The 22,418-nt window shown below is 66.8% G+C and carries 17 protein-coding genes and 2 riboswitches; of the genes, 2 read left to right on the top strand and 15 right to left on the bottom strand.

The annotated features are described in order from the left end of the window. Positions 1 to 47: 47 nt before the first annotated feature. The 3 genes from BLW02_RS05985 to BLW02_RS05975 form a co-directional block, all read right to left on the bottom strand. Entirely contained in the window at positions 48 to 2,423 is a 2,376-nt protein-coding gene (locus tag BLW02_RS05985) for a penicillin-binding protein 1A (RefSeq protein WP_244273631.1), read from the bottom strand. A gap of 24 nt (positions 2,424 to 2,447) precedes the next feature. Beyond that, a riboswitch (glycine riboswitch) is annotated at positions 2,448 to 2,540 on the bottom strand. A 7-nt stretch (positions 2,541 to 2,547) separates the two neighbouring features. After that, positions 2,548 to 2,638: riboswitch (glycine riboswitch) on the bottom strand. Positions 2,639 to 2,746: 108 nt separating this feature from the next. After that, the gene (locus BLW02_RS05980) at positions 2,747 to 3,907 is read right to left on the bottom strand and encodes an iron-containing alcohol dehydrogenase (protein ID WP_092697464.1); all 1,161 of its coding nucleotides are present in this window, start codon (positions 3,905 to 3,907) and stop codon (positions 2,747 to 2,749) included. Positions 3,908 to 4,190: 283 nt separating this feature from the next. Next, positions 4,191 to 5,204 carry a fumarylacetoacetate hydrolase family protein gene (locus BLW02_RS05975; RefSeq protein WP_026436260.1) on the bottom strand — a complete coding sequence of 338 codons (1,014 nt, stop codon included), beginning with the start codon at positions 5,202 to 5,204 and terminating at the stop codon, positions 4,191 to 4,193. Positions 5,205 to 5,444: 240 nt separating this feature from the next. Between BLW02_RS05975 and BLW02_RS05970 the strand changes: the two genes are divergently transcribed. Both BLW02_RS05970 and BLW02_RS05965 read left to right on the top strand, forming a co-directional pair. Further along, positions 5,445 to 6,611: a DUF3108 domain-containing protein gene (locus BLW02_RS05970; RefSeq protein WP_092697463.1), complete on the top strand. Its 1,167-nt coding sequence runs from the start codon at positions 5,445 to 5,447 to the stop codon at positions 6,609 to 6,611. A gap of 165 nt (positions 6,612 to 6,776) precedes the next feature. Further along, positions 6,777 to 7,073 carry a BTH_I0359 family protein gene (locus BLW02_RS05965; protein WP_026436262.1) on the top strand — a complete coding sequence of 99 codons (297 nt, stop codon included), beginning with the start codon at positions 6,777 to 6,779 and terminating at the stop codon, positions 7,071 to 7,073. Positions 7,074 to 7,139: 66 nt separating this feature from the next. Here the strand turns inward: BLW02_RS05965 and BLW02_RS05960 are convergent, their stop codons facing one another. The 12 genes from BLW02_RS05960 to BLW02_RS05905 form a co-directional block, all read right to left on the bottom strand. Then, positions 7,140 to 8,243, bottom strand: a complete 1,104-nt coding sequence (locus BLW02_RS05960) for an AbrB family transcriptional regulator (protein ID WP_092697462.1) — start codon at positions 8,241 to 8,243, stop codon at positions 7,140 to 7,142. Between the two features lie 155 nt (positions 8,244 to 8,398). After that, positions 8,399 to 8,959: a hemerythrin domain-containing protein gene (locus tag BLW02_RS05955; protein ID WP_244273630.1), complete on the bottom strand. Its 561-nt coding sequence runs from the start codon at positions 8,957 to 8,959 to the stop codon at positions 8,399 to 8,401. An 8-nt stretch (positions 8,960 to 8,967) separates the two neighbouring features. Beyond that, complete coding sequence (locus tag BLW02_RS05950; protein ID WP_092697461.1) at positions 8,968 to 9,381, bottom strand: ribonucleotide reductase subunit alpha; 414 nt, start codon at positions 9,379 to 9,381, stop codon at positions 8,968 to 8,970. Between the two features lie 33 nt (positions 9,382 to 9,414). Further along, complete coding sequence (locus BLW02_RS05945) at positions 9,415 to 10,071, bottom strand: nitroreductase family protein (RefSeq protein WP_092697460.1); 657 nt, start codon at positions 10,069 to 10,071, stop codon at positions 9,415 to 9,417. A 15-nt stretch (positions 10,072 to 10,086) separates the two neighbouring features. Then, on the bottom strand, positions 10,087 to 11,418 hold the full coding sequence (locus BLW02_RS05940) for an NnrS family protein (RefSeq protein WP_244273629.1): 1,332 nt from the start codon (positions 11,416 to 11,418) through the stop codon (positions 10,087 to 10,089). Then, entirely contained in the window at positions 11,415 to 13,850 is a 2,436-nt protein-coding gene (locus BLW02_RS05935; RefSeq protein ID WP_092697459.1) for an adenosylcobalamin-dependent ribonucleoside-diphosphate reductase, read from the bottom strand. Before BLW02_RS05935 ends, BLW02_RS05940 begins: the two co-directional genes overlap by 4 nt. 57 nt (positions 13,851 to 13,907) lie before the next feature. Continuing rightward, positions 13,908 to 14,588: a carbonic anhydrase gene (locus tag BLW02_RS05930; RefSeq protein ID WP_092697458.1), complete on the bottom strand. Its 681-nt coding sequence runs from the start codon at positions 14,586 to 14,588 to the stop codon at positions 13,908 to 13,910. Between the two features lie 25 nt (positions 14,589 to 14,613). After that, positions 14,614 to 15,546: a peptidylprolyl isomerase gene (locus BLW02_RS05925; protein WP_244273628.1), complete on the bottom strand. Its 933-nt coding sequence runs from the start codon at positions 15,544 to 15,546 to the stop codon at positions 14,614 to 14,616. A 26-nt stretch (positions 15,547 to 15,572) separates the two neighbouring features. Beyond that, a complete protein-coding gene (narI, locus tag BLW02_RS05920; protein ID WP_092697456.1) occupies positions 15,573 to 16,307 on the bottom strand; it encodes a respiratory nitrate reductase subunit gamma in 735 nt (244 codons plus the stop codon). After that, entirely contained in the window at positions 16,304 to 17,005 is a 702-nt protein-coding gene (gene narJ / locus BLW02_RS05915) for a nitrate reductase molybdenum cofactor assembly chaperone (protein ID WP_092697455.1), read from the bottom strand. Before narJ ends, narI begins: the two co-directional genes overlap by 4 nt. Positions 17,006 to 17,025: 20 nt before the next feature. Beyond that, the gene (gene narH, locus BLW02_RS05910) at positions 17,026 to 18,549 is read right to left on the bottom strand and encodes a nitrate reductase subunit beta (protein WP_092697454.1); all 1,524 of its coding nucleotides are present in this window, start codon (positions 18,547 to 18,549) and stop codon (positions 17,026 to 17,028) included. A 23-nt stretch (positions 18,550 to 18,572) separates the two neighbouring features. Continuing rightward, positions 18,573 to 22,373 (bottom strand): nitrate reductase subunit alpha, encoded by a 3,801-nt coding sequence (locus tag BLW02_RS05905; RefSeq protein ID WP_092697453.1) that lies wholly within the window; start codon positions 22,371 to 22,373, stop codon positions 18,573 to 18,575. Positions 22,374 to 22,418: the final 45 nt, after the last annotated feature.

Genomic DNA, 22,418 nt, shown 5'->3' with positions numbered 1-22,418 from the left:
GTATTTATAGCTCTTGGTGCTTACATATCAAGCGCCATCGGCCATTCTTACCCCATGTCGGCAGAATTTCCTGCCCTTGGTCGGCGCCCGTCCGGGCCGCACTCGAAGGGGCTTTGGACAAAGGCCTTGCGGTCATCCACGCAAGTCCCGAAGACATATTCCGGGTACACGTAGTCCTCGCCAAAGCGCATCAGGTCCAGCGGCAGGGTGCGCGATACCGGCGTGCGCCCCTGCACCGCCTCGGCCATGTACTCGGTCCACACGGGCAGGGCCAGGGTTCCGCCAGTGTGCCGGCCCAGGCTGCGCGGCTGGTCGTAGCCCATCCACACGACAGAGGCCACGCCCGACGAATAGCCGGCGAACCACACATCGCGCGCATCGTTGGAGGTGCCGGTCTTGCCGGCCACATCGGGGCGGCCCAGCGCCTTCGCGCGCCGGCCCGTGCCATGCTGCACCACGTCGCGCAGCATGCTGTCCAGCACGAAGGCATTGCGCTCGGACACCACGGTAGCGCGGGGCGATGGCGCGTTCGCTGCGTACAGCACCGCGCCGCCGCGCTCGCTCACCTGGTGGATCAGCCGGGGCTGCACCAGGGTACCGCCGTTGGCAAACACGGCATAGGCCTGCGTCAGCTGCAGCGGCGTGATGGCGCCCGCCCCCAGGGCCAGCGGCAGCCGGGGTGGATTGCGTTCCGGCAAGAAGCCGAAGCGGGTGGCGAACTCCTGCACGTACTGAACCCCGGCCGCGTCCATCAGGTTGACGGCCACCAGGTTCTTGGAGCGCACCAGGCCGCGCCGCGCGGTGATGAAACCCTCGTAGTTGCCGCCGTAGTTGCGCGGGCTCCAGGCGGGGCGGCCGCGGGCGGCAGGGGTTACGACACGCTGCGTATCGTCGATCAAGGTGCCCGGGGCATAGCCCTTTTCCAGCGCCGCCGAAAAGATGAACGGCTTGAAGGTCGAGCCCGGCTGGCGATAGGCCTGCACGGCATGGTCGAACTGGTTGAAGGCGTAGTCGAAGCCCCCCGTGAGCGCCAGGATGTCGCCGGTTTCCGTGTCCATGGAGACCAGCGCGCCCTCCATGCCCGGCAACTGGCCTAAATTCCATCGTTCGCGGACGTCGGCCACGACGCGAATCACCGCGCCCGGCGCAATGCGCCGCCGCGCTGGCGCATCGGGCTTGAGGGCGGCACGCGCGCTGGCGCTGAGCCGGCTGCGCGGTATCCGCACCTGCGTGCCATCGCGCAGCCACGCGGCAATGCCCTCGGCCTCGGACGCCGCGTGCACCAGGGCGGCACGCAGTTCCCCGCTGTCGCGGTAGGGCGCCAGCGCGGCGCGCAGGGCTTTGGGTTCGTCGGACGGCACAGCGCCCTGGATGCGCCCCTCGGGGCCGGCATAGCCGCGGGCATCCTGCGCGCCCAGAATGCCCGCGCGCAGCGCACGCGTGGCCGCGCGCTGCGCGGGAACGCTGAGGGTGGTGACGACATCCAGGCCCAGCGCATACGCCTCTTCACCGTACTGCTCCAGCACCATCTTGCGGGCCTGTTCCACGGCAAAGGCGGCTGCCGGCTCGATGGAACGGTATTGCGTTCGCAGCGTCAGCGCCTGTGTCCGCGCCTCCTGGTAGGCGGGCGCATCCAGATAGCCCAGTTCGTGCATGCGCTGCAGAATGTACTGCTGGCGGATGATGGCGCGCTCGCGGTTCACAACGGGGTTGTAGGCCGACGGCGCCTTGGGCAGCCCGGCCAGCACGGCGGCTTCGGCCACCGTCAGCTCGCCCAGTGTCTTGTCGAAGTACACCGACGCCGCGGCAGCAAAGCCGTAGGCACGCTCGCCCAGATAGATCTGGTTCATGTACAGCTCCAGGATCTTGTCCTTGCTGTAGGTGGCTTCGAGTTTGTAGGCCAGCAAGACTTCCATGAGCTTGCGGCTGTAGGTTTTGACGCGGCTCAGAAAGAACACCCGCGCCACCTGCATCGTGATGGTGCTGGCCCCCTGGGCATGCTCCCCCGATACCACATTGCGCAGCGCAGCGCGTGCCAGCCCGGTGAAGTCCACCGCGCCATGCTCATAAAAGCGGGCATCTTCGATGGCCAGCAGCGCCTGGCGCATCTGCAGCGGGATCTGCCCTATCGGCACGAATTCCCGGCGCTCCTCGCCATATTCCGCCAGCAGCGTGCCGTCCCTGGCATAGATGCGCATCGGCAGCATGGGATCGTAGTCGGCCAGGTGGTCCACCTCCGGCAGCTGCTGCCACACCATGTGCAGCACATAGGCCCCGCCCGCACTGCCCGCCACGGCCAGCCCCAGGAAAAAACCCGCGAGAAATTTCAGGATCGGGTGCTTTTGGTGCGAAGGGGCAGGCGCGGCAACAGACGACGATGGGGGCATCAGGGGGAACTCTGGCGAGAGCAGGGCCCGTGCCATGACGGGCCTGCGGCGCCGCTCCCCCTGTCCTTTTACCTGAGAGTTTCGGCTGCCTGGGCAGCCTGCCCCTTCGGTGGACCCCCGCCTGCATTGCGCAGGGCTGCGGCCTCTCTCCAGTCGGCGATGGTCTCCTGCGGTCCGGCTTGCCTGAGCGATGATGGGAGTTTGCGCCTTCGGCGGAGGCGGGTTGCGCCCCTCTCTCCCGCAAGATAGGCGCTCACTTTAAATCACCCGCCAAAACCTGCCCTGCTCAAAAGGTCAATATCCCGCCCCCGGCCGGTTAGAGCCTGTTTACGATCTCCCAGGGGATCGCAAACAGGCTCTTACAGCGCGGCTTCCAGGATACGGCGGCTCACGGCGGGCGTGATCTCGCGCTGCTCGCCCAGCTGCATCATGCCATGCGCTTCGAGCTGGGCCACCACGGTGTCCACCACCTCCGCGCCCAGGCCATGGCCCGACAGGCGCGTGGCGATACCCATGCTTTCAAAGAAGGCGCGCGTGCGCTCGATGGCGGCGGTGATGCGCTCATCCTCCGTGCCGGTGGTGATGCCCCACACGCGCTCGCCGTACTGCAGCAGCTTGGCGCGCTTCGGGCCCCGGCGCTCATTCAGCAGCGCGGGCAGCACGATGGCCAAGGTGCGCGCATGGTCGATGCCGTGCAGCGCGGTGAGCTCGTGGCCGATCATGTGCGTGGCCCAGTCCTGCGGCACGCCGGCGCCGATCAGGCCGTTGAGCGCCATGGTGGCGGCCCACATCAGGTTGGCGCGGTCGTCGTACACGGGCTCCTGCGCCGTCAGCAGGCGCGGGCCCACCTCGATCAGCGTCTGCAAGAGGCCTTCGGCAAAGCGGTCCTGCACGGGCGCGTTGACCGGGTAGGTCAGGTACTGCTCGACCGTGTGCACGAACGCATCGACCACGCCATTGGCCAGTTGCTGCGGCGGCAGCGTGTAGGTCTTGGTGGGATCGAGCACCGAGAACTTCGGGTAGCTGTGCACGCTGCTGAAGGCCAGCTTGGCACCCTTGGCGCGGTGCGTGATGACGCCGCCGTTGTTCATCTCCGAGCCCGTGGCAGGCAGCGTGAGCACGGCGCCAAAGGGCACGGCCTGGGTGATGTTGCGGCCGCGCTTTTCCAGGATGGACCAGGCATCGCCCTCAAAGTGCACGGCGGCGGCGATGAACTTGGTGGCATCGATCACCGAGCCACCGCCCACGGCCAGCAGAAAGTCGAAGCCGCCGGCACGGATCTGCTCGACGGCCTTCATCGAGGTTTCGAAGCTCGGGTTGGGTTCGATGCCGCTGAAGGTGGCGTGCGGGCGCTCGCCCAGCGCGGTGCGCACTTCGGCCAGCGTGCCGGTCTTTTCGGCACTGGCGCCGCCCACCAGGATCAGCACCTTGGCCGCTGCGGGCACCAGCTTGGCCAGGTCGGCGATGCGGCCCTGGCCGAAAACGATGTGGGTGGGGTTGTGGAAGTCGAAATTCAGCATGGCAATGGAATGTTGGCGCACCGCGCCCCTTGCCGCGCCGGATGGCCCGGCAAGCGGCAGGAACGCAGGGCAGTGAGGGAAAAAACCACCAGGCAAGCAAGCCCGGTGGACGGACTGGTCATTGTCCGCGCGAAGCCGCCTGCACCCCTGTCGCCCAGGACAAAACCCTTGCGTCCGCCGGCCTGCCCTGCGGCGTGGCCCGACAGTGGGCGCCTGGAAAAATAGCTGCAAGCGCTTTTCAAACAAGCGCCACAGCCATTTTCCCTCAAAATGGCGCCACCACTCATCCACCCGCAGGCGATGCAATGGTCTGGTCGATGGCGCCGAAGATGCTCGCACCGTCCTTGCCCTTGGCCTCGATGCGGATGGTGTCGCCGAACTTCATGAATTCGGTGCTGGGCTTGCCGTCCTGGATGGTCTCGATGCAGCGCTTTTCGGCGATGCAGCTGTAGCCCTTGGGCCATTCGGTGCGGCCGTTCTGCTCCACGCCCTTGTTGCTGACGGTGCCACTGCCCACGATGGAGCCCGCGCGCACATTGCGCGTCTTGGCGATGTGCGCGATGAGCTGGCCGAAGTGGAAGGTCATCTCGGGGCCGGCGTCGCACATGCCGACCTTGCGACCGTTCCAGGTGGATTGCACGGTGAGGTGCACGCGGCCGTGGTCCCAGGCGTCGCCCAGCTCGTCCAGCGTCACGGCCACGGGGCCGAAGGCGGTGGCGGGCTTCGCCTGGAAAAAGCCAAAACCCTTGGCCAGCTCGGCCGGGATCAGGTTGCGCAGGCTTACGTCGTTGGCAATCATCACCAGGCGGATACCGTCCAGCGCCTGGTCGGCGTTGCTGCCCATCTTCACGTCGCCCGTGATGACGGCGATCTCGGCCTCGAAATCGATGCCCATGGCCTCGCTGGGCACCACCACGTCGTCGCAGGGCCCCATGAAATCATCGCTGCCGCCCTGGTACATCAGCGGATCGGTGTAGAAGCTCTCGGGAACCTCGGAGTTGCGGGCTTTTCGAACCAGTTCGACGTGGTTGATGTAGGCCGAGCCATCCGCCCACTGGTAGGCGCGCGGCAGCGGAGCCATGCACTGGGCCGGGTCGAAGGGAAAAGCGTGGCGCGCGCGGCCTGCGTTGAGCTGGTCGTACAGGTCCTGCAACTGGGGCGACAGGAAGCCCCAGTCGTCCAGCACCTGCTGCAGCTTGCTGGCAATGCCGGTCGCATAATGGGCCGTGCCCAGGTCACGGGAGACGACAACCAATTGGCCGTCGCGTGACCCGTCTTTGTAGGTAGCGAGTTTCATGGGGAAAGCACCTTCATCTCAATCAAAATGGCGTCAATGACGCGCAAACCACGAGATTACGCCGGGTTCAATGGATTCGACTGAACAAAATTCGCAATTTTTTGGCGTGAATGAACAAAGAACGTGCAGGCACCCGGCCCGCAGAGGTCCGTTTCCCGCGGCAGGAAGCGCGGCCCCAGACCGCCCAGCTGCCGCAGCACCTGGGTGCGGTCCGCGCCTGACGCCTGCCGGAGCCCCGCCATGCCACGCCGGCCACTCTTTGTATTGACCGCCCTGGTGCTGGCACTGCACTGGCTGGTGCTGCAGGGCATGCCCATGGCCTGGGACAGCAGCCCGTCCACGCCCCCCGCTGCACAGGTCTTCAGCACGCGCAGCATTGCCCCCACGCCACCGGCAGCGGTGCCCCCCGCACCGCCTGCGCCTCCCGCGCCTGCCCGCCCTGCGACGGCACGCAAGAAACCCGCTGCACCACCGGCGACGCAGCATGCAGCGAAGGCAGCCACCGCACCACCCCCCATGCCGTCAGCGCCGCCCGATAACCCGGGCGAAGCCCCACCGCCCGACGCGGCGGTGGACACCGCGGGCACGCCGGCCGCCGAAATGCCCGGGAAGCCCGATGCCGATGCCGTGGCCATCGCCCCTGCGCCCGACGCCAGTGCGCCGGCCACTCCATCGCCCACGGACCCGGACAACCCCCTGGGCGCTGGCGTGGACATCCGCCCTCCCGGCGGCGCCACAGGCCCGGCGGCCGACGCCGCCAGTTTCGCCGTGCGCCTGCCCGTGCCGGTGCGCCTGGCCTTTGATGTCAGCGGGCAGGCCAAAAAATTCAACTACAGCGCCAGCGCCGAGCTGTTGTGGCGGCACGACGGCAACCGCTACGAAGCCCGCCAGGAGATCAGCGCCTTTCTGCTGGGCACCCGCTCCCAGGGCAGCGTGGGCCAGATCACCGCCCAGGGGCTGCAGCCCGAGCGCTTTGCCGACCGTTCGCGCAGCGAGCAGGCCGCCCATTTTGACCATGCCCAAGGCCGCATCACCTTCAGCGCCAACACCCCGCCGGCGGCCGTGGGGCCCGGCGCGCAGGACCGCCTGAGTGTCTTCATCCAGCTTGGCGCCATGCTGGCAGCCGAGCCGGGGCGGTTTGTGCCGGGCACCCAGGTCACCCTGACCACCGCCAGCGCCCGCAGCGCCGACCGCTGGACCTTCTCGATCGAGGGGCAGGAAACGCTGGACCTGCCCGCCGGCCCCCTGCTGGCCTGGAAGCTGCAGCGCCTGCCGCGCCGCGACTACGACCAGAAGGCCGAACTGTGGCTGGCCCCCGACCTGGGCTACATGCCCGCGCGCATCCGCCTGACCCAGGCCAACGGCGACTTTGCCGACCTGCGCCTGCGCAACAGCAGCCCACCCTGATCGCCCGGGTGTTGCTGGCTGGTGCCACGGTGGCGATGAATCCCCGCCAACCCGGCGCAGGCCGTTTTTCGTGAAATACTGCAAAGCATCAGGTACTGGGAACCTTGGGACTTGAACTCTGACCGCTCGCTGTCATCTGATTCCTATATCGACTGGGGGAACGCCATGCACATGCTCTACGACTCTGACTCCTTTGTGGTGGTCCACATGCTGCCCGATGCCGTGGAGCAAAAAGAGGGTCCACTGAACGACACGGCACCGCCAAAGCCCCAACTGGCCCGTCACGGCTTTGAGATTGTGGACAAGCGCTCGGGCAAGGAGGTGTATCTGGACGGATCCTGGGCCGAAATGTTCCAGCAGCAGATCCTGGCCTGGCAACGCGACACCCCCACCCAGGAAGAGGTGGAGGACGCCCTGGACCGCTACGCCGGTCTGGCGCAGAACCCGGTCGTCGTGCATTAGCAGGGACACCCCCTCGTTGCGGGGCGGCCCTTGCTGGGCATCCCTGGTCTGGGGGTGCGCCAGTTTTTACGCACTGCTTTCTTCTGCAAGGCTTGCTGGTTTTTCTGCTGGCGGATAAATGCGCCGAAACAAAGGCTCCACCAGCATCAGCACCGCAATCAGGCGGCACACCTGAAACGCCGTCACCACCGGCACACCGAGCTGCAGCACCTTGGCCGTAATGGCCATTTCGGTAATGCCGCCGGGTGAGGTGCCCAGCAGCAGGGTCACCCAGGGCAGCCCGGTGGCCCAGGCCAGCGCCCCGGCGAACAGGGCGCACACCCCCATCAGCGCCAGCGTGCCCAGCGCCACCGAGGCCAGCCAGCGCGGCGCGGTGTGCAGAAAATCGGCCCGAAAGCGCACGCCCAGGCTCACGCCGATCACCAGCTGCGCCGCGTTGACCAGCCCCTGGGGCACGGCCGACAGCGTCAGGCCCGCCATGGCCAAGCCCATCGACACCAGCAGCGCGCCCATGAACCAGGGGTTGGCGCGGCCCAGCCGGTCCGTGGCCAGCGCACCGGCCCCGGTGAGCAGCGCCAGCAGTACCAGCCCAGGCCAGCTCACCAGGCGCACGGTGGGCGGCAGGATGTCCAGACCGTGCAGGCCGCTCCACTGCAGCGCAAACGGGATCGTCACGGTGACGATCAGCAGGCGCAGGCTGTGGCTGGCGGCCACGAGGTCGGTGCGGGCATTTTCGCGCTCGGCCAGCAGCGTCATCTCGGAAGCCGCGCCAATGGCGCCCGAAAAATAGCTGGTGGCCCGCAGCATCGACGCCGGCACGCCATGCATGCGCGGCGCATGCAGCCGGTACAGCCAGGCGCCAAACAGCCAGCCCAGCAGCAGCGCCCAGACGATGCCCAGCGCAATGGCCCACCACAGGCTGGCCACCAGCGCCACCACCTGGGGCGTGAAATAAAGCCCCAGCGCGCTACCAATCGACCACTGCCCGGCGTTGCGCAGCGGCGCCCAGCTTTCGGTGGGCGCACCGCCCATGGACAGCAGCGCGGTGGCCAGCAGCGGGCCGATCATCCAGGGCAGCGGGGTGTGCAGCGCCACGCACGCGGCGGCTGCGGCCCAGGCCAGGGCCAGGGTGGTTGCCACACGGGCGATAAAAAGCAGGTGACTGCGCATACAAGCCGGCCAGTATCCCCTGCCACAGCGCTGCCCGCTTCTGGCGGGCCCCTGCCTTGGGGCATGGGGGACATCGCCGTTTGCGAGGCAATTTATAGCCAAATCAGGCGCCAGAGGTTATCCAAAAAGCGCTAGCAGCTATTCTTTTAGAAGCGTTAATGTCCGGATGCTGGCACTCTGCGCCGGGCCGCCATCTCGCGGCCCATGGCCTCCAGGGCCGGTGCAGCCAGCAGGGCCTGCGCCGCGGGGTAGGCCAGGGTTTCTTCATCCGCAATATGGCGGTCGTAGCGGCCGATGAAGCGTTCGAATGCCGCGCCATCGGCCTCGCTGAACCCGGCTTGCCGGCCCTCCACCAGGGCCTGCAGCGCCAGGCGTGCGGCAGCCCAGTCGGTGGCCATGCAGCGGTGGTCGTGCTGCAGGCGCCGCACCAGCGCCACCACGTCGGGGGCAGCTTGTGCCAGCAGCAGCGGAAACACGTGCAGCTCCTCGTCTTCATGGTGCAGGGGCGCCGCGATGTCGAAGTAGCGCAGCACGTCGCGCGCGGCCTGCTGGGCAGACACATCCGCACCATGCTCCAGCACATGGGCACGCAGCCGCTGCAGCAGCGTCAGCGTGCGCTGCACGCGCTCGTGGCAGGCCTCCAGCATGGCAAAGGGCTGCTCGAACCCCACAGAGGGCGCGTTGAAACCAGGCAAGGCCGACGAGGACTTCGCCATGGCCACGGCTACCCGAAGCGCACCGGCTGCCCCTGCCGGTCAAACGGAATGTAGGCGCCGTGCGCGCCGCCCTTGATGGCATCGACCATGCGCTGCAGGGGCGCCTCGGCATCGGCGCTGCTGGGCGCCTGGTTCAGCCTGCCCGACAGCGCCGCCGCGAACACCATCGCCCAGTCGTGGCCGGGGGCCGTGAACTGGCGCGCCTCGTCCACCAGCGCGGCAAACGAGGGCAGCTCTTGCGGCGTCTTGTCCACACACATCAATGGCACCAGGGCGCCGCCCTGCCCGGCTTCAAAGCGCGCGCGCTGGGCGGGGGTGGCATCGTCGGGCAATTCGACCGCCGCAAACACAAACAACAGGCGCTGGGGTTCGGGCTGCAGGCGCGCGGCCTGCAGCAGATCGTCGAAGCTGGAAATGTCCATGAAAAATCTCGCAATGAAAGAAGTTGACCAGCGTCAGAACCCGGGCACCACGCCCCGGTCCGGGTCCAGTGTGCTGACGTAGGCGCTCGCCAGGGGCCGCGCACGCGCCGATTTGCGGGACAGCACGGTGCCGATGCTGATGAAGCACAGGGCCTGCTCGGAAGCCGCCAGCTGAAACAGCGCACGCAGGCTGGCCGCCTTGAGCGCCTTGCCGCTGGTCAGCGCCGAGCCATAGCCCTGCGCGGTAGCCGTCAGCAGCATGTTCTGTACGGCGCAGCCGGCGGACACCAGCCGCTCGGCCGCATCGATTTCGGGGTCGCCACGCTCACCATCCACCACCACCAGCATCAATACCGGGGCCCGGTAGGCCTTTTCGCGCGCCTGCGCGCACTGCTCGGACGTGGCGCAGGGGTCACGCTCCAGCAGTGCCTGCGCAAACACCTCGGCCAGTGCGGCGCGCGCAGCCTCGGGCACCAGCACAAAGCGCCAGGGCAGCAGCTGGCCATGGTCCGGCGCATGGGCCGCCGCATTCAGGATGGCGGCCAGCTCGGCAGGCCCGGGGCCTGGCGCGCCCAGGCGCTTGGGCAGGATGGTCTGGCGGGACTGGATCAGTGCTGCAGCCATGGCCACCACCGCCGCCTCGTCCAATGCGGCAGGGGACGCAGCCAGGGGCAAAGGAAGATCGGTCATGTCCTGGCTCTGGATTCAGCCCGGGCGCCCATCGGCACGCAGACAACCGTACCAGCGGCCCAGCCGCAGCCCCCAGATGCCCATGGTTGCGGCCCACAGGCCGGCGGCCAAGGGCAGCAGCCAGGGCCAGGGCAGGCCGGCAACGCCCGGCACGGCCGCCGCGATGCGCAGCACCGTCGCCGCCTGCAAACACCAGAAGAGCGACCAGGCAATGCGGTCGGCCACCAGGGCGCGGCCACTGTGTCCGCAGGACACGCGCGTGACCATGGCCAGCATCAGCGAAGCGAGGCAGCCCATGGTGAGCGCATGCAAGGCCCCCAGGCCCAGCGCCCCGATACCCAGCGTGCCCGCCAGCCACTGCGACAGCCCACCCAGCAAAAACGCAATGCCCAGCCACAGAAAACCGATGTGCAGCATGGCCAGCAGCCTGTTCTTCAGGCTTTGCACCAGCCCCCATACCCAGGCCAGCCAGACCAGCACACCGCCCACGGCCAGCTGCAGCGTGCCATGCACCAGCAGCCATGCCGTGCCCGCCGCGCCGGACGGCACGCCCGCCAGTTCCAGCCACGCCGCCAGCACCTGCAGCGCTGCCGCCGCCAGCATCAGCCACAGCACCCAGAACGGGCGCCATGCCTCCACCATGGGCATGGCACTGGAGGTGAAAAACGGAATCATGCGGTGCGCCACCGTGACGTAGACCACCACCACAAAACCCCAGAGCCCCGTGAAAATCCAGGCCCGCGCTGCGGCGTGGGCCTCAAGGACCAGGCTCAGCCACAGCCCTGCCAGGCTGACGCAGCCCACCACGCAGGCCGTGCCGATGACACGGGCATGGAGCTGGTCCGGCGCCCGGCTGCGCCTGATGCGCCCCCAGAACTGCATGGTCATCCAGACCAGACCGGCGCAGGCCAGCGCCAGCCCCGCCCAGGCCAGACCGGCATGCAGGTGCGCGCCCGCCAGCCACAGCAGCCAGCCCGCCGCCTGCGACACCAGCGGCACGCGCAGGTCCTGCGCCAGCGGGGGCTCCACCCCCAGCCATTTGGGACCGGCGGTGAAGAGGAAGCCCGAAAAGAACAGTGGAATGAAGCCGAACGCCATCCCGGCCGAATGCACCAGCGTGGGCGACACCGCATAGTGCAGGCCCAGCCAGGCGGTGGACCGGTCGAGCTGCACCAGCGCCCACCACAGGCCCGACGCCACCAGCACCACCATGGCCAGAAAAAAGCCCAGGCGATGGGGTGCCAGCATCAGGTAACGGACACGCCAATGCTTGTCCATCTGCGCCAGCGCCTCGGGCGAGGGCTTGCGCGACACCGCTCGCACCGCAATGACGGGCCGGGAGGTCACCCACAGGTTCCGAGGTGGCCGCACTGGGTGCAATAGTCGCAGCCGTCCTTGCGGATCACGGCATGCGCGCCGCACTCGGTGCATTTCTTGCCGGCCATGGCGGGTGGCATGCCGCTGACCTGCGGCGCAGGCTCTTCCAGCGGCAGCTGCTGCTGCACCGGATCGGTCACGCGCCGCGCCAGGATGTTCTGGATGGCATAGGCCATGGCCGCCACCTCGGAGTCATGCCACATGGGCACGCGGGTGCCATCGTCCTTCTGGTGCGTGCCCAGGCGCACGGGGCCGCGGTCCCAGGCCACCTTGCGCATGTCGGACAGGGCCCGCTCCAGAAAGCCGCCCCGGGCCGCCAGGGACAGCAGGCGCATGCTGGCTGTGATCCACTGCTGCGATTCACCGCTCTGGCCCACCGGCATGAAGAACTCGATGGCGCGGTCCACCGTGCTGTTGCCCACGCCCGTGGGCACGGGCAGGAACGACACGATGAGGTAGAGCGTCTTGTGGCCTTCCTGCGTCCAGTACTCCACCTTCTCGGCCACGGCCGAGAGGCCGCCCTTGGGCCGGCTCTCGATCACCGAGCGCATGGGATCGAAGGACGGTGCCACCGGGGCGGGCGCTGCCGCCGGCTCGGGTGCCGCATGGGTTTCGAGCACCGAGCCCAGGATGGCGTTGGGCCGGTAGGTGGCCAGCCCCTTCAGACGGGCGCGCCAGGCCTGCAGGTACAGGTCCTTGAAGTCGTCGTAGGGGTAGTCGGCCGGGATGTTCACGGTCTTGGAGATGGCCGTGTCCACGAAGGGTTGCACGGCTTCCATCATGGCGATATGCCCCTCGGCCGGCATGGCCAGCGCCGAGATGAAATAGTCGGGCAAGGCATCCACGTCACCGCCCAGATCGCGGTACAGCCGCCAGGCGTGGTCTTCCACCGAGTACTCGCTGGTGCTGCCGTCGGCCTCGCGCTTCTTGCGCTTGTACATCCAGGAGAACGGTGGCTCGATGCCGTTGGAGGCGTTGTCGGCAAAAGCCAGGCTCACGGTGCCCGTGGGGGCAATGGAGAGCAGGTGGCTGTTGCGGATGCCATGCGTGCGAATGGCGTCCTTGATCGGCTCGGGCAGGCGGCTGGCGAAGGTGCCGGCGGCGAGATAGGGCTCGGCCTCGAACTTGGGGAAGGCGCCCTTTTCGCGGGCCAGTTCCACCGACGCCAGGTACGCCGCATCGCGCATCGATTGCGCAATGCGCGCCGCCATGGCGCGGCCTTCCTGCATGTCGTAGCGCAGGCACAGCATGGCCAGCGTATTGCCCATGCCGGTAAAGCCCACGCCGATGCGGCGCTTGGCCATGGCCTCGTCGCGCTGCTGCGGCAGGGGCCAGAAGGTCACGTCCAGCACGTTGTCGAGCGCGCGCACCTGCAGGGCCACCACTTTTTCAAAGGCCTCGAAGTCAAACGACGGCAGGCCGTCAAAGCCGAAGGGATGGCGCACGAACCGGGTCAGGATGACGGGGCCGAGGTCGCAGCAACCATAGGAAGGCAGCGGCTGCTCGCCACAGGGGTTGGTGGCAGCGATGTCTTCGCAGTAATTGAGGTTGTTGTCCTCGTTGATGTGGTCGAGGAACAGGATGCCCGGCTCGGCAAAATCGTAGGCCGACTTCATGATGGTGTCCCACAGCGCACGGGCCTGCACGGTGGCATAGACCCACATGCCATCGGCGCGCTGGTGGGCGCCCTGGGCCATGGCGGCGGTGCCAGGGCGCGCGCGGTGCACCAGCTCCCAGGGCTGGCCTTGCTGCACTGCCTCGATGAAGGCATCCGACACCCCCACCGACACGTTGAAATTGTTCCAGCGCCCGGGCGTGCGCTTGGCGGTGATGAATTCCTGCACATCGGGGTGATCGATGCGCAGCACCCCCATCTGCGCGCCGCGCCGCGCGCCCGCGCTTTCCACGGTGGAACACGACTGGTCGAACACGTTCATGTAACTGCAGGGGCCCGACGCTACCGATGCCGTGGCCTTGACCTGGGCACCCTTGGGCCGGATGCGCGAGAAGTCATAGCCCACGCCGCCGCCGCGACGCATGGTCTCGGCGGCTTCGCGCAGGGCTTCATAGATGCCCGGAAACCCCTCATCGTCCACGCCCTGGATGCAATCGCCCACGGGTTGCACGAAACAGTTGATCAGCGTGGCCTGGATGTCGGTGCCGGCCGCGCTCATGATGCGGCCCGCGCCGATGGCGCCCGCATGCAGGTTGTCCCAAAAGAGGGCTTCGTACTTTTCGCGCAACTCGGGCGCTTCTACCGAGGCCAGGGCACGGGCCACACGGCGGTAGAGGTCTTCGGCGCTGGTTTCACCGGGCTTGAGGTATTTCTCGCGCAGCACATCCAGGCTGATGGGCTGCAAGGAAAAGGTGGTATTCATGGGGGGATTGGATTCGCGCTTCATGGTTTGGAATGATTGGTATTCGCTGCCTGCAGGCCTTGCGTTCCATCAAGAAGGGAATCAAAGCGCGTCCAAAAGAACCTGCCCGTCATGCTCCACATAGGGGTGGTACGGCCCCGTACCACTGTTGTCCGCCAGCGACGCGGGCACGAAGCCCCCGGTCTTGACATCGAACACATGCACTTCCCCCTCCTCGATCACATAGTGCCAGCCGTGCAGGCTGATCTGGCCTGCCTGCACTCGGCTACGGACCATAGGATATTCCATCAGCCGCTCCAACTGCAGCACCACCGCCCTTTGTTCCGTGCGGCGCAACACCTCGGGGCCTGGCTGCACGGGCAGCAAGGCCTCGCGCCCCAGGTCCAGCCAGCGGTTCAGGTTGGGAGCCTCGGGTGAAACCTCACCATACATGGCCTTGATAGCCCCACAGTGACTGTGGCCACACACCACGATGCGGTGCACGTGCAGGTTGAGCACGGCGAACTCGATCGCCGCCGTGGTGCCATGGTGGCCGTGCGATCCGTCATAAGGTGGAATGAACGCCCCCACGTTGCGCACCAGAAACAGCTCCCCCGGGCCCGCCCCGGTCAGCAGGTAGGGCACCAGGCGCGAGTCTGAGCAGCCGATGAACAGGGTCGTGGGGTGCTGCCCCTCGTCCACCAGCGTCTGGAACTGCTCGCGGTACTGGGGGAAGGCGTCGTCATGAAAACGGCGCAGGCGATCAAGCAGCTCGTCGGGCATGGAGATCGGGTGAAACGCGCTGCGGTTACTGCACCAGCGGCGAATCGGCCGCATCCAGCGCCACGCCTTCCACCACAGCAGCGCCTGCCAGCAGCTGCAGGTATTGGCGCAGTGCATTCACCCAGGCCTGCTGGCGCAGGGTGAGCGCGATGGCCTGGCGGACTTCCTCGAACGAGGGCTGCTGTCCCGGGTCGCGGGCCACCACCTCCACCACATGCAGTCCAAAGCGGCTGTGCACCAGGCGGGCCAGCACGCCGATTTCGGCACTGCCAAACACCTCGCGGGCGAACTCGGGGGCGCAGTCGGCACGGGTCAGCCAGCCCAGATCGCCCCCTTGCTGGCCGCTGGGGCAGTTGGACCATTGGGCGGCAGCCTCGGCAAACTTGGCACCGCCGTCGTCTGCGCAGCGCAAGTCGATCAGCATGGCCTCGGCCCGCAGGCGCAGCTGTTTCACGTCCACACCCGGCGTCACGGCAAACAGCACATGGCGCAGTTGGACGCGCTCGCCCTGGGCGTGCGCAGCGGGGTGGGCCTCGTGGTAGCGGCGGCAGGCTTCTTCCGACGGGTCGGGGATGTTGAGCTCACGTTCCAGCAATTGCTCGATGGCGTTGGAGGCCTGGACGCTGATGGCGCCTTCGACACCCGGCACATCGCTCGCGGGCAGCAGCCCGGCCTGCTGCGCAGCCTGGCGCAGCAGCTCGGTGCAGGCGCGCTGGCGCAGGGATTCTTCGTCCAGCAGCTCGTGCGGCGCATTGAGGGCCACGCCATTAACGCGTGCCACCTCGGCCACCACCGCGTCCACCTCGGGCGCCTGCGCGGCCTGCAGGGGCGCGTCGGTCATCGTCGCAGCCAGGGCTTCGTAAGCCGCTGCCTGCGTGGGACTCAGCGTGCTGGCTGTTGCCGCTGCGCTGTTGTCGGTGGAGCTGCAGCCGCAGCCCCCGGTTCCACATCCGCTCATGGTGTGCTCCTTGGGGTCGGTGGATTTCAGGCGCGGCGGTCTTGCGACTGCATGTGGCCGGCGGGCAGGTTCAAGCGGCGCGCACGCACCACCTGGTAGGGACGCAGCACATAGGCCAGCGTGCCGAAGCCGCTCCACACATGCACCAGTCGGGTGAACGGGAAGATCAGGAAGATGCTCATGCCCAGCGCCATGTGCGCCTTGAAGATCCAGCCGGCATCTGCCAGCAGCTCCACCCCGCCCGAGCGGAAGGTGACGATGCGCTGCGCCCATTCCGCCAGCAACATCATCATGGAACCATCCAGGTGCTTGGCCGACAGCGGAATCGTGGCCAGGCCCAGGGCCAGTTGCAGCCACAGCAGCAGCAGCAGGACGATGTCGCTCGTCTTCGACGTGGCGCGGATGCGCGGGTCCGACAAGCGGCGGTGCAGCAGGATGGAGACCCCCACAAAGCCCAAGAGCCCGGCGATACCGCCCGACACCATGGCCATCAGCTGCTTGTTGCCCGCGCTGATGAATGCCTCGTACAGGAAGTGCGGGGTGAGCATGCCCACTGTATGCCCGAAGAACAGGAACAGCACACCGATGTGGAACAGGTTGCTGCCCCAGCGCAGGCTGCCGGTGCGCAGCAGCTGCGAGGAGTCGCTCTTCCAGGTGTACTGGTCGCGATCGAACCGCGCCCAGCTGCCAATGAAGAAAACGGCCAGGCAGATGTAGGGATAGATGCCAAACAACAGGGTATCGAGCCAGGGGGTAGTCATGCTGAGACTCCTTCGGGGGCCCGCTCGGCGCGGGGAGTACGAACAAAATGCAGGGGTTGCGGCTGGTCAGGCTTGGACTGGCCCTGGGTGCTGCAACCTCCAAACGCTTCGGGCTCGGCCCAGACCTCGTCCATGGGCGGCTCGGGCGTGAGCGCGACCGACTGCACGCGCTGGCCCGAGACTTCGAGCACCGCGGCGATCACGCTGGCGTAGGGGCTGTTGCGCGCCACGAGCGCACTGAACAGTGCGTTGAGGATGTGGGCCATTTCGCCCAGAAACTCCTTGGCCACTGCGGGTGGCTGGGTGGAGGCGAACTCCAGCACCACGGGCAGGTGGTCGGGCAACTCGTCGGCCTCGAATTGCAGGCCGGCCTGTTCGTAGGTCTGCATCAGGTCGATGAGCGCCGGCCCCCGGTCGCGCGAGTCGCCGTGCACATGCTCGAACAGGTGCAGCGAGGTCTGGCGGCCCCGGTCGAAGTTGTCCACGTAGCGGGCCTCGGCTTCCAGCGGGTCCAGCGCGGCGAGGTGCTGGCACACGGCCTTCAGCTCGTCCATGCGCTCGGGTGTGAGGGCCTGTTCGGATTGCAGTGCGTCGATGAGCTGCGGCATCACGCTGCGCAGCTGCGCATCGGGGTAGCTCAGCAGGTAGCCCAGGGCGCGCAGGGTCAGGCGCACGGAGGTCGGGTTCTTCTTGAACATGGTGATTCCTTCCGTCGCACTCAAACAGTCGCTTTGATCGGGATCGTGCGGGGCTTCTTGCCGCCGAACATGCTGACTTCCGTCGCGCCGTCCGAGCAGCCGTTGCCGAACGAGAAGCCGCAGCCGCCCCGGATGTCGAACGCGTTCTCGGCGTATTCGCGGTGAGCCGACGGGATCACGAAGCGGTCCTCGTAGTTGGCAATCGCCATCACCTGGTACATCTCCTCGACTTCGGCCATCGACAGGCCTGCCTGCTTGAGCACGGCCAGGTTCTGGCGCTGCTCCACATGCTTGTCGCGCTGGTAGGTGCGCATGGCCAGCATGCGCTCGAGCGCCCGCACCACGGGGCCGGTGTCGCCGGCGGTGAGCAGGTTCGCCAGGTACTGCACGGGAATGCGCAGTTGCGACACGTCCGGAATCTCGCCGTTCGCCCCCACATGGCCCGCATTGGCCGCGGCCGTGATGGGCGACAGGGGCGGCACGTACCACACCATGGGCAGCGTGCGGTACTCGGGGTGCAGCGGCAGGGCCACCTTCCAGTCCACCGCCATCTTGTAGACGGGGCTGTTGCGGGCGGCCTCCATCCAGCTGTCGGGGATGCCGTCGATGCGGGCCTGCTTGATGACGTCCGGATCGTTCGGATCCAGGAAGATGTCGAGCTGGGCCTGGTACAGGTCGCGGTCGCGCTCCACGCTGGCGGCTTCCTGGATGCGGTCTGCGTCGTACAGCAGCACGCCCAGATACCGGATGCGGCCCACGCAGGTCTCGGAGCACACGGTGGGCTGGCCCGCTTCGATGCGGGGATAGCAGAAGATGCACTTCTCTGCCTTGCCCGACTGCCAGTTGTAGTAGATCTTCTTGTAGGGGCAGCCGCTGACGCACATGCGCCAGCCGCGGCACTTGTCCTGGTCGATCAGCACGATGCCGTCTTCCTCGCGCTTGTAGATCGAGCCCGAGGGGCACGATGCCACGCACGCCGGGTTCAGGCAGTGCTCGCACAGGCGCGGCAGGTACATCATGAAGGTGTTTTCGAACTGGCCGTAGATGTCTTTTTGCACATCGTCGAAGTTCTTGTCCTGGCTGCGGCGGCTGAACTCGCCGCCCAGGATTTCTTCCCAGTTCGGCCCCCACTCGATCTTCTCCATGCGCTGGCCGGTGATCAGGCTGCGCGGGCGGGCCGTGGGTGCGGCCTTGCTTTCGGGCGCGGCCTGCAGGTGGTCGTAGTCGAACGTGAAGGGCTCGTAGTAGTCGTCGATCTGCGGCAGGTTGGGGTTGGCGAAGATGCGCATGAGCAGCTTCCACTTGCCGCCCTGGCGGGGCGCAATGGAGCCGTCGGGGCTGCGCACCCAGCCACCGTTCCAGCGGTCCTGGTTTTCCCATTCCTTGGGGTAGCCAATGCCGGGCTTGGTCTCGACGTTGTTGAACCAGGCGTATTCCACGCCGGGGCGGCTGGTCCAGACGTTCTTGCAGGTGACGGAACAGGTGTGGCAGCCGATGCACTTGTCCAGGTTCAGCACCATGCCGATTTGTGCGCGAATTTTCATCGTGTTTCTCCTTGTCTTCGGCTTCAGGCGTGCGCGCCGGTGTCGGACACTTCGTCGTCCAGCCAGTCCACGCGGTCCATCTTGCGCACCAGCACGAACTCGTCGCGGTTGGTGCCGATGGTTCCGTAGTAGTTGAAGCCGTAGCTGTACTGGGCGTAGCCGCCGATCATGTGGGTGGGCTTGAGCACGATGCGCGTGACCGAGTTGTGGATACCGCCGCGGGTGCCGGTGATCTCGGAGCCGGGGGTGTTGATGATCTTCTCTTGCGAGTGATACATCATCACCATGCCGGGGTTCACGCGCTGGCTCACCACCGCGCGGGCCGCAATGGCGCCGTTGGCGTTGAAGAGTTCCACCCAGTCGTTGTCCACGATGCCGGCGCTCCTGGCGTCGTCTTCGCTCAGCCACACCACCGAGCCGCCCCGGTTCAGCGTGAGCATCATCAGGTTGTCGCTGTACGTGCTGTGGATGCCCCACTTCTGGTGCGGCGTGATGAAGTTCAGCTGGATTTCCTTGTTGCCGTTGGGCTTCTTGCCCTCGACTTCATGCAGCGTCTTCAGGTGCACTGGCGGACGGTAGCTCACGAAGCCTTCGCCGAAATCGCGCATCCAGGGATGGTCCTGGTAGAACTGCTGGCGGCCCGTGAGGGTGCGCCATGGGATGTACTCGTGCACGTTGGTGTAGCCGGCGTTGTAGCTGACCTTCTCGCTCTCCAGGCCCGACCAGGTGGGCGAAGAGATGATCTTGCGCGGCTGTGCCTGGATGTCGCGGAAACGGATCTTCTCGTCCTCGCGGTGCAGCGCCAGGTGCACGTGGTCGCGTCCCGTCTGCTTGCCCAGGGCTTCCCAGGCCTTGCAGGCCACATGGCCGTTGGTCTCGGGGGCCAGCATCATCACCACTTCGGTGGCGTCGATGTCGCTCACGATGCGCGGCATGCCCTGCGTCACGCCCTCCTCCTTCACGCGGCCGTTCAGGTCGCCGAGCTGGCCGACTTCGGTCTGCGTGTTCCAGCCAATGCCCTTGCCGCCGTTGCCGGCCTTGTCCATCAACGGGCCCAGGGCGGTGAAGCGCTTGTAGAGGTTGGGGTAGTCGCGCTCGACCACCGTGACCTGCGGCGCAGTCTTGCCGGGGATGAGTTCGCACTCGCCCTTCTTCCAGTCACGCACGCCATAGGGCTGGGCCATTTCGCCGGCCGTGTCGTGCATGATGGGCGTGAGCACCACGTCCTTCTCGACGCCCAGGTGGCCCACGCTGACCTCGCTCACGGCCTTGGCGAAACCCTTGTAGATCTCCCAGTCGCTCTTGGCCTGCCAGGCCGGGTCCACGGCGGTGGACAGCGGGTGGATGAAGGGGTGCATGTCGCTGGTGTTGAGGTCGTTCTTCTCGTACCAGGTGGCCGTGGGCAGCACGATGTCGGAGTACAGGCAGGTCGTGCTCATGCGGAAGTCGAGCGTGACCAGCAGGTCGAGCTTGCCTTCGGGCGCGTTGGCGTGCCACTGCACTTCCTCGGGCTTGGCTTCGTCCTTGCCCAGGTCCTTGCCCTGCACCCCGTGGGTGGTGCCCAGCAGGTGCTTGAGGAAGTATTCATGCCCCTTGCCCGAAGAGCCCAGGATGTTGGAGCGCCACACGAACATGTTGCGCGGCCAGTTGTCGGGATGGTCCGGGTCCTCGCAGCTCATCTGCAGGCTGCCGTCCTTCAGGGACTTGACCACGTAGTCCTTGGCGTCCAGCCCCAAGGCTGCGGCGTCCTTGGCCACCTGCAGCGGGCTGGTCTTGAGCTGGGGCGCCGAAGGCAGCCAGCCCATGCGCTCGGCGCGCACGTTGTAGTCGATCTGAGCGCCATGGTAGGCGCTGGCGTCGGCCAGGGGCGAGAGGATTTCCTCCATGCCCAGCTTCTCGTAGCGCCACTGGTCGGTGTGGGCGTAGAAGAAGCTCGTGCTGTTCATCTGGCGGGGCGGGCGGATCCAGTCGAGGGCAAAGGCCAGCGCCGTCCAGCCGGTCTGGGGCCGCAGCTTTTCCTGGCCCACGTAGTGCGCCCAGCCGCCGCCGCTCTGGCCGATGCAGCCGCACAGCATCAGCATGTTGATGATGCCGCGGTAGTTCATGTCGCAGTGGTACCAGTGGTTCATGGCCGCGCCGATGATGACCATGGATTTGCCATGGGTCTTGTCGGCGTTGTCGGCGAACTGGCGCGCCACGGTGATGATCTGGTCGCGCGGAACGCCGGTGATCTTTTCCTGCCAGGCAGGGGTGTAGGGGCGGTCGGCGTCGTAGCTGCCACCGGGCTCTTCACCGGGCAGGCCACGGTCGATGCCGTAGTTGGCGGCCAGCAGGTCGAACACCGTGGCGACCATCACCTTGCCTTGGGCCTCGTGGCCGGACAGTTCCAGGTGCGTCACGGGCACGGGGCGCACCATCACGTCGCTGCCTTGTTCGTTGGCCGTGAAATTGGGCGTCTGCACGCCGCCAAAGTACGGGAAGGCCACGGTGGCCACGTCGTGGGCCTGCGCACCATCCTCGATCACCGAGAGCTTGAGCTTGACGGTGTTGCCGGTGCGGGCTTCCTTGTTCTCCAGGTTCCACAGGCCCTGGTCCGCACGGCCATCGGCGCCCCAGCGGAAGCCGATGGAGCCATTGGGCAGCGTGACCTGGCCCAGCTCGTCGTAGCCGACGGTCTTCCAGTCGGGGTTGTTCGACTGGTCGAGCTGGCCGGGGAAGTCGCTGGCGCGCACATAGCGGTCCGGCACCATCACCGTGCGGCCATCGGGCAGCGTCTTTTCCTTCAACACGACCAGCAGCGGCAGGTCGGTGTAGCGGCGCGCGTAGTCGTCAAAGTAGGTGCTGCGGCCCTTGCCGCCATCCTTGAAGTAGAACTCCTTGAGGATCACATGGCCCATGGCCATGGCCACGGCGGCATCGGTGCCCTGCTTGGGGTGCATCCACAGATCGCCCAGCTTGGCCACCTCGGAGTAGTCAGGGGTGATGGCCACGACCTTGGTGCCCTTGTAGCGCACCTCGGTCAGGAAGTGCGCATCCGGCGTGCGCGTCTGGGGCACGTTGGAACCCCAGGCAATGATGTACGAGCTGTTGTACCAGTCGGCCGACTCGGGCACGTCGGTCTGCTCGCCCCACACCTGCGGGCTGGAGGGTGGCAGGTCGCAGTACCAGTCGTAGAAGCTCATGCACACGCCGCCGATCAGGCTCAGGTAGCGCGAGCCAGCGGCGTACGAAATCATCGACATCGCGGGGATGGGCGAGAAGCCGATGATGCGGTCAGGGCCGTGCTTCTTGATGGTGTAGACGTTGGCCGCGGCAATCATCTGGTTGACTTCGTCCCAGGTGCTGCGCACGAAGCCACCGAGGCCACGCTGCTTTTGCCATTCGCTGCGCGCGGCATTGTTCTCGACGATGCTGGCCCAGGCGTCAACCGGGCTCTTGGCCAGCGCGATGGCGGCACGCCAGTGCTTGAGCAGGCGGCCGCGCACCATGGGGTACTTCACGCGGTTGGCGCTGTACAGGTACCAGCTGTAGCTGGCGCCGCGTGCGCAGCCACGGGGCTCGTGGTTGGGCAGGTCGGGGCGGGTGCGGGGGTAATCGGTCTGCTGGGTTTCCCAGGTCACGATGCCGCCCTTGACGTAGATCTTCCACGAGCAGGAGCCCGTGCAGTTCACGCCGTGGGTGGAACGCACGATCTTGTCGTGCGCCCAGCGGTCGCGGTAGGCGTCTTCCCAGGTGCGGTCTTCACCGTTGGTCTGGCCATGGCCTTGGGCAAAGGTTTCGCGGGGTTGCGAGAAGTACGTGAGTCGATCCAGAAAATGGCTCATCGGGGGCTCCTTGTTCTATTGGGGGGATTGCTGATGGCTCAGGCA

Origin of the sequence: Acidovorax soli, assembly GCF_900107605.1 — a bacterium.
In the GTDB taxonomy this organism is placed as follows: domain Bacteria; phylum Pseudomonadota; class Gammaproteobacteria; order Burkholderiales; family Burkholderiaceae_C; genus Acidovorax; species Acidovorax soli.
This window is presented reverse-complemented; position numbering and strand designations above follow the sequence as displayed.

Bases quoted from the DNA above. Each gene is read 5' to 3' on its own strand.
- BLW02_RS05985 (WP_244273631.1), bottom strand. From the start codon at position 2,423: ATGGCACGGGCCCTGCTCTCGCCAGAGTTCCCCCTGATGCCCCCATCG.
- BLW02_RS05980 (WP_092697464.1), bottom strand. From the start codon at position 3,907: ATGCTGAATTTCGACTTCCACAACCCCACCCACATCGTTTTCGGCCAG.
- BLW02_RS05975 (WP_026436260.1), bottom strand. From the start codon at position 5,204: ATGAAACTCGCTACCTACAAAGACGGGTCACGCGACGGCCAATTGGTT.
- BLW02_RS05970 (WP_092697463.1), top strand. From the start codon at position 5,445: ATGCCACGCCGGCCACTCTTTGTATTGACCGCCCTGGTGCTGGCACTG.
- BLW02_RS05965 (WP_026436262.1), top strand. From the start codon at position 6,777: ATGCACATGCTCTACGACTCTGACTCCTTTGTGGTGGTCCACATGCTG.
- BLW02_RS05960 (WP_092697462.1), bottom strand. From the start codon at position 8,243: ATGCGCAGTCACCTGCTTTTTATCGCCCGTGTGGCAACCACCCTGGCC.
- BLW02_RS05955 (WP_244273630.1), bottom strand. From the start codon at position 8,959: ATGGCGAAGTCCTCGTCGGCCTTGCCTGGTTTCAACGCGCCCTCTGTG.
- BLW02_RS05950 (WP_092697461.1), bottom strand. From the start codon at position 9,381: ATGGACATTTCCAGCTTCGACGATCTGCTGCAGGCCGCGCGCCTGCAG.
- BLW02_RS05945 (WP_092697460.1), bottom strand. From the start codon at position 10,071: ATGACCGATCTTCCTTTGCCCCTGGCTGCGTCCCCTGCCGCATTGGAC.
- BLW02_RS05935 (WP_092697459.1), bottom strand. From the start codon at position 13,850: ATGAAGCGCGAATCCAATCCCCCCATGAATACCACCTTTTCCTTGCAG.
- BLW02_RS05930 (WP_092697458.1), bottom strand. From the start codon at position 14,588: ATGCCCGACGAGCTGCTTGATCGCCTGCGCCGTTTTCATGACGACGCC.
- BLW02_RS05925 (WP_244273628.1), bottom strand. From the start codon at position 15,546: ATGAGCGGATGTGGAACCGGGGGCTGCGGCTGCAGCTCCACCGACAAC.
- narI (WP_092697456.1), bottom strand. From the start codon at position 16,307: ATGACTACCCCCTGGCTCGATACCCTGTTGTTTGGCATCTATCCCTAC.
- narJ (WP_092697455.1), bottom strand. From the start codon at position 17,005: ATGTTCAAGAAGAACCCGACCTCCGTGCGCCTGACCCTGCGCGCCCTG.
- narH (WP_092697454.1), bottom strand. From the start codon at position 18,549: ATGAAAATTCGCGCACAAATCGGCATGGTGCTGAACCTGGACAAGTGC.
- BLW02_RS05905 (WP_092697453.1), bottom strand. From the start codon at position 22,373: ATGAGCCATTTTCTGGATCGACTCACGTACTTCTCGCAACCCCGCGAA.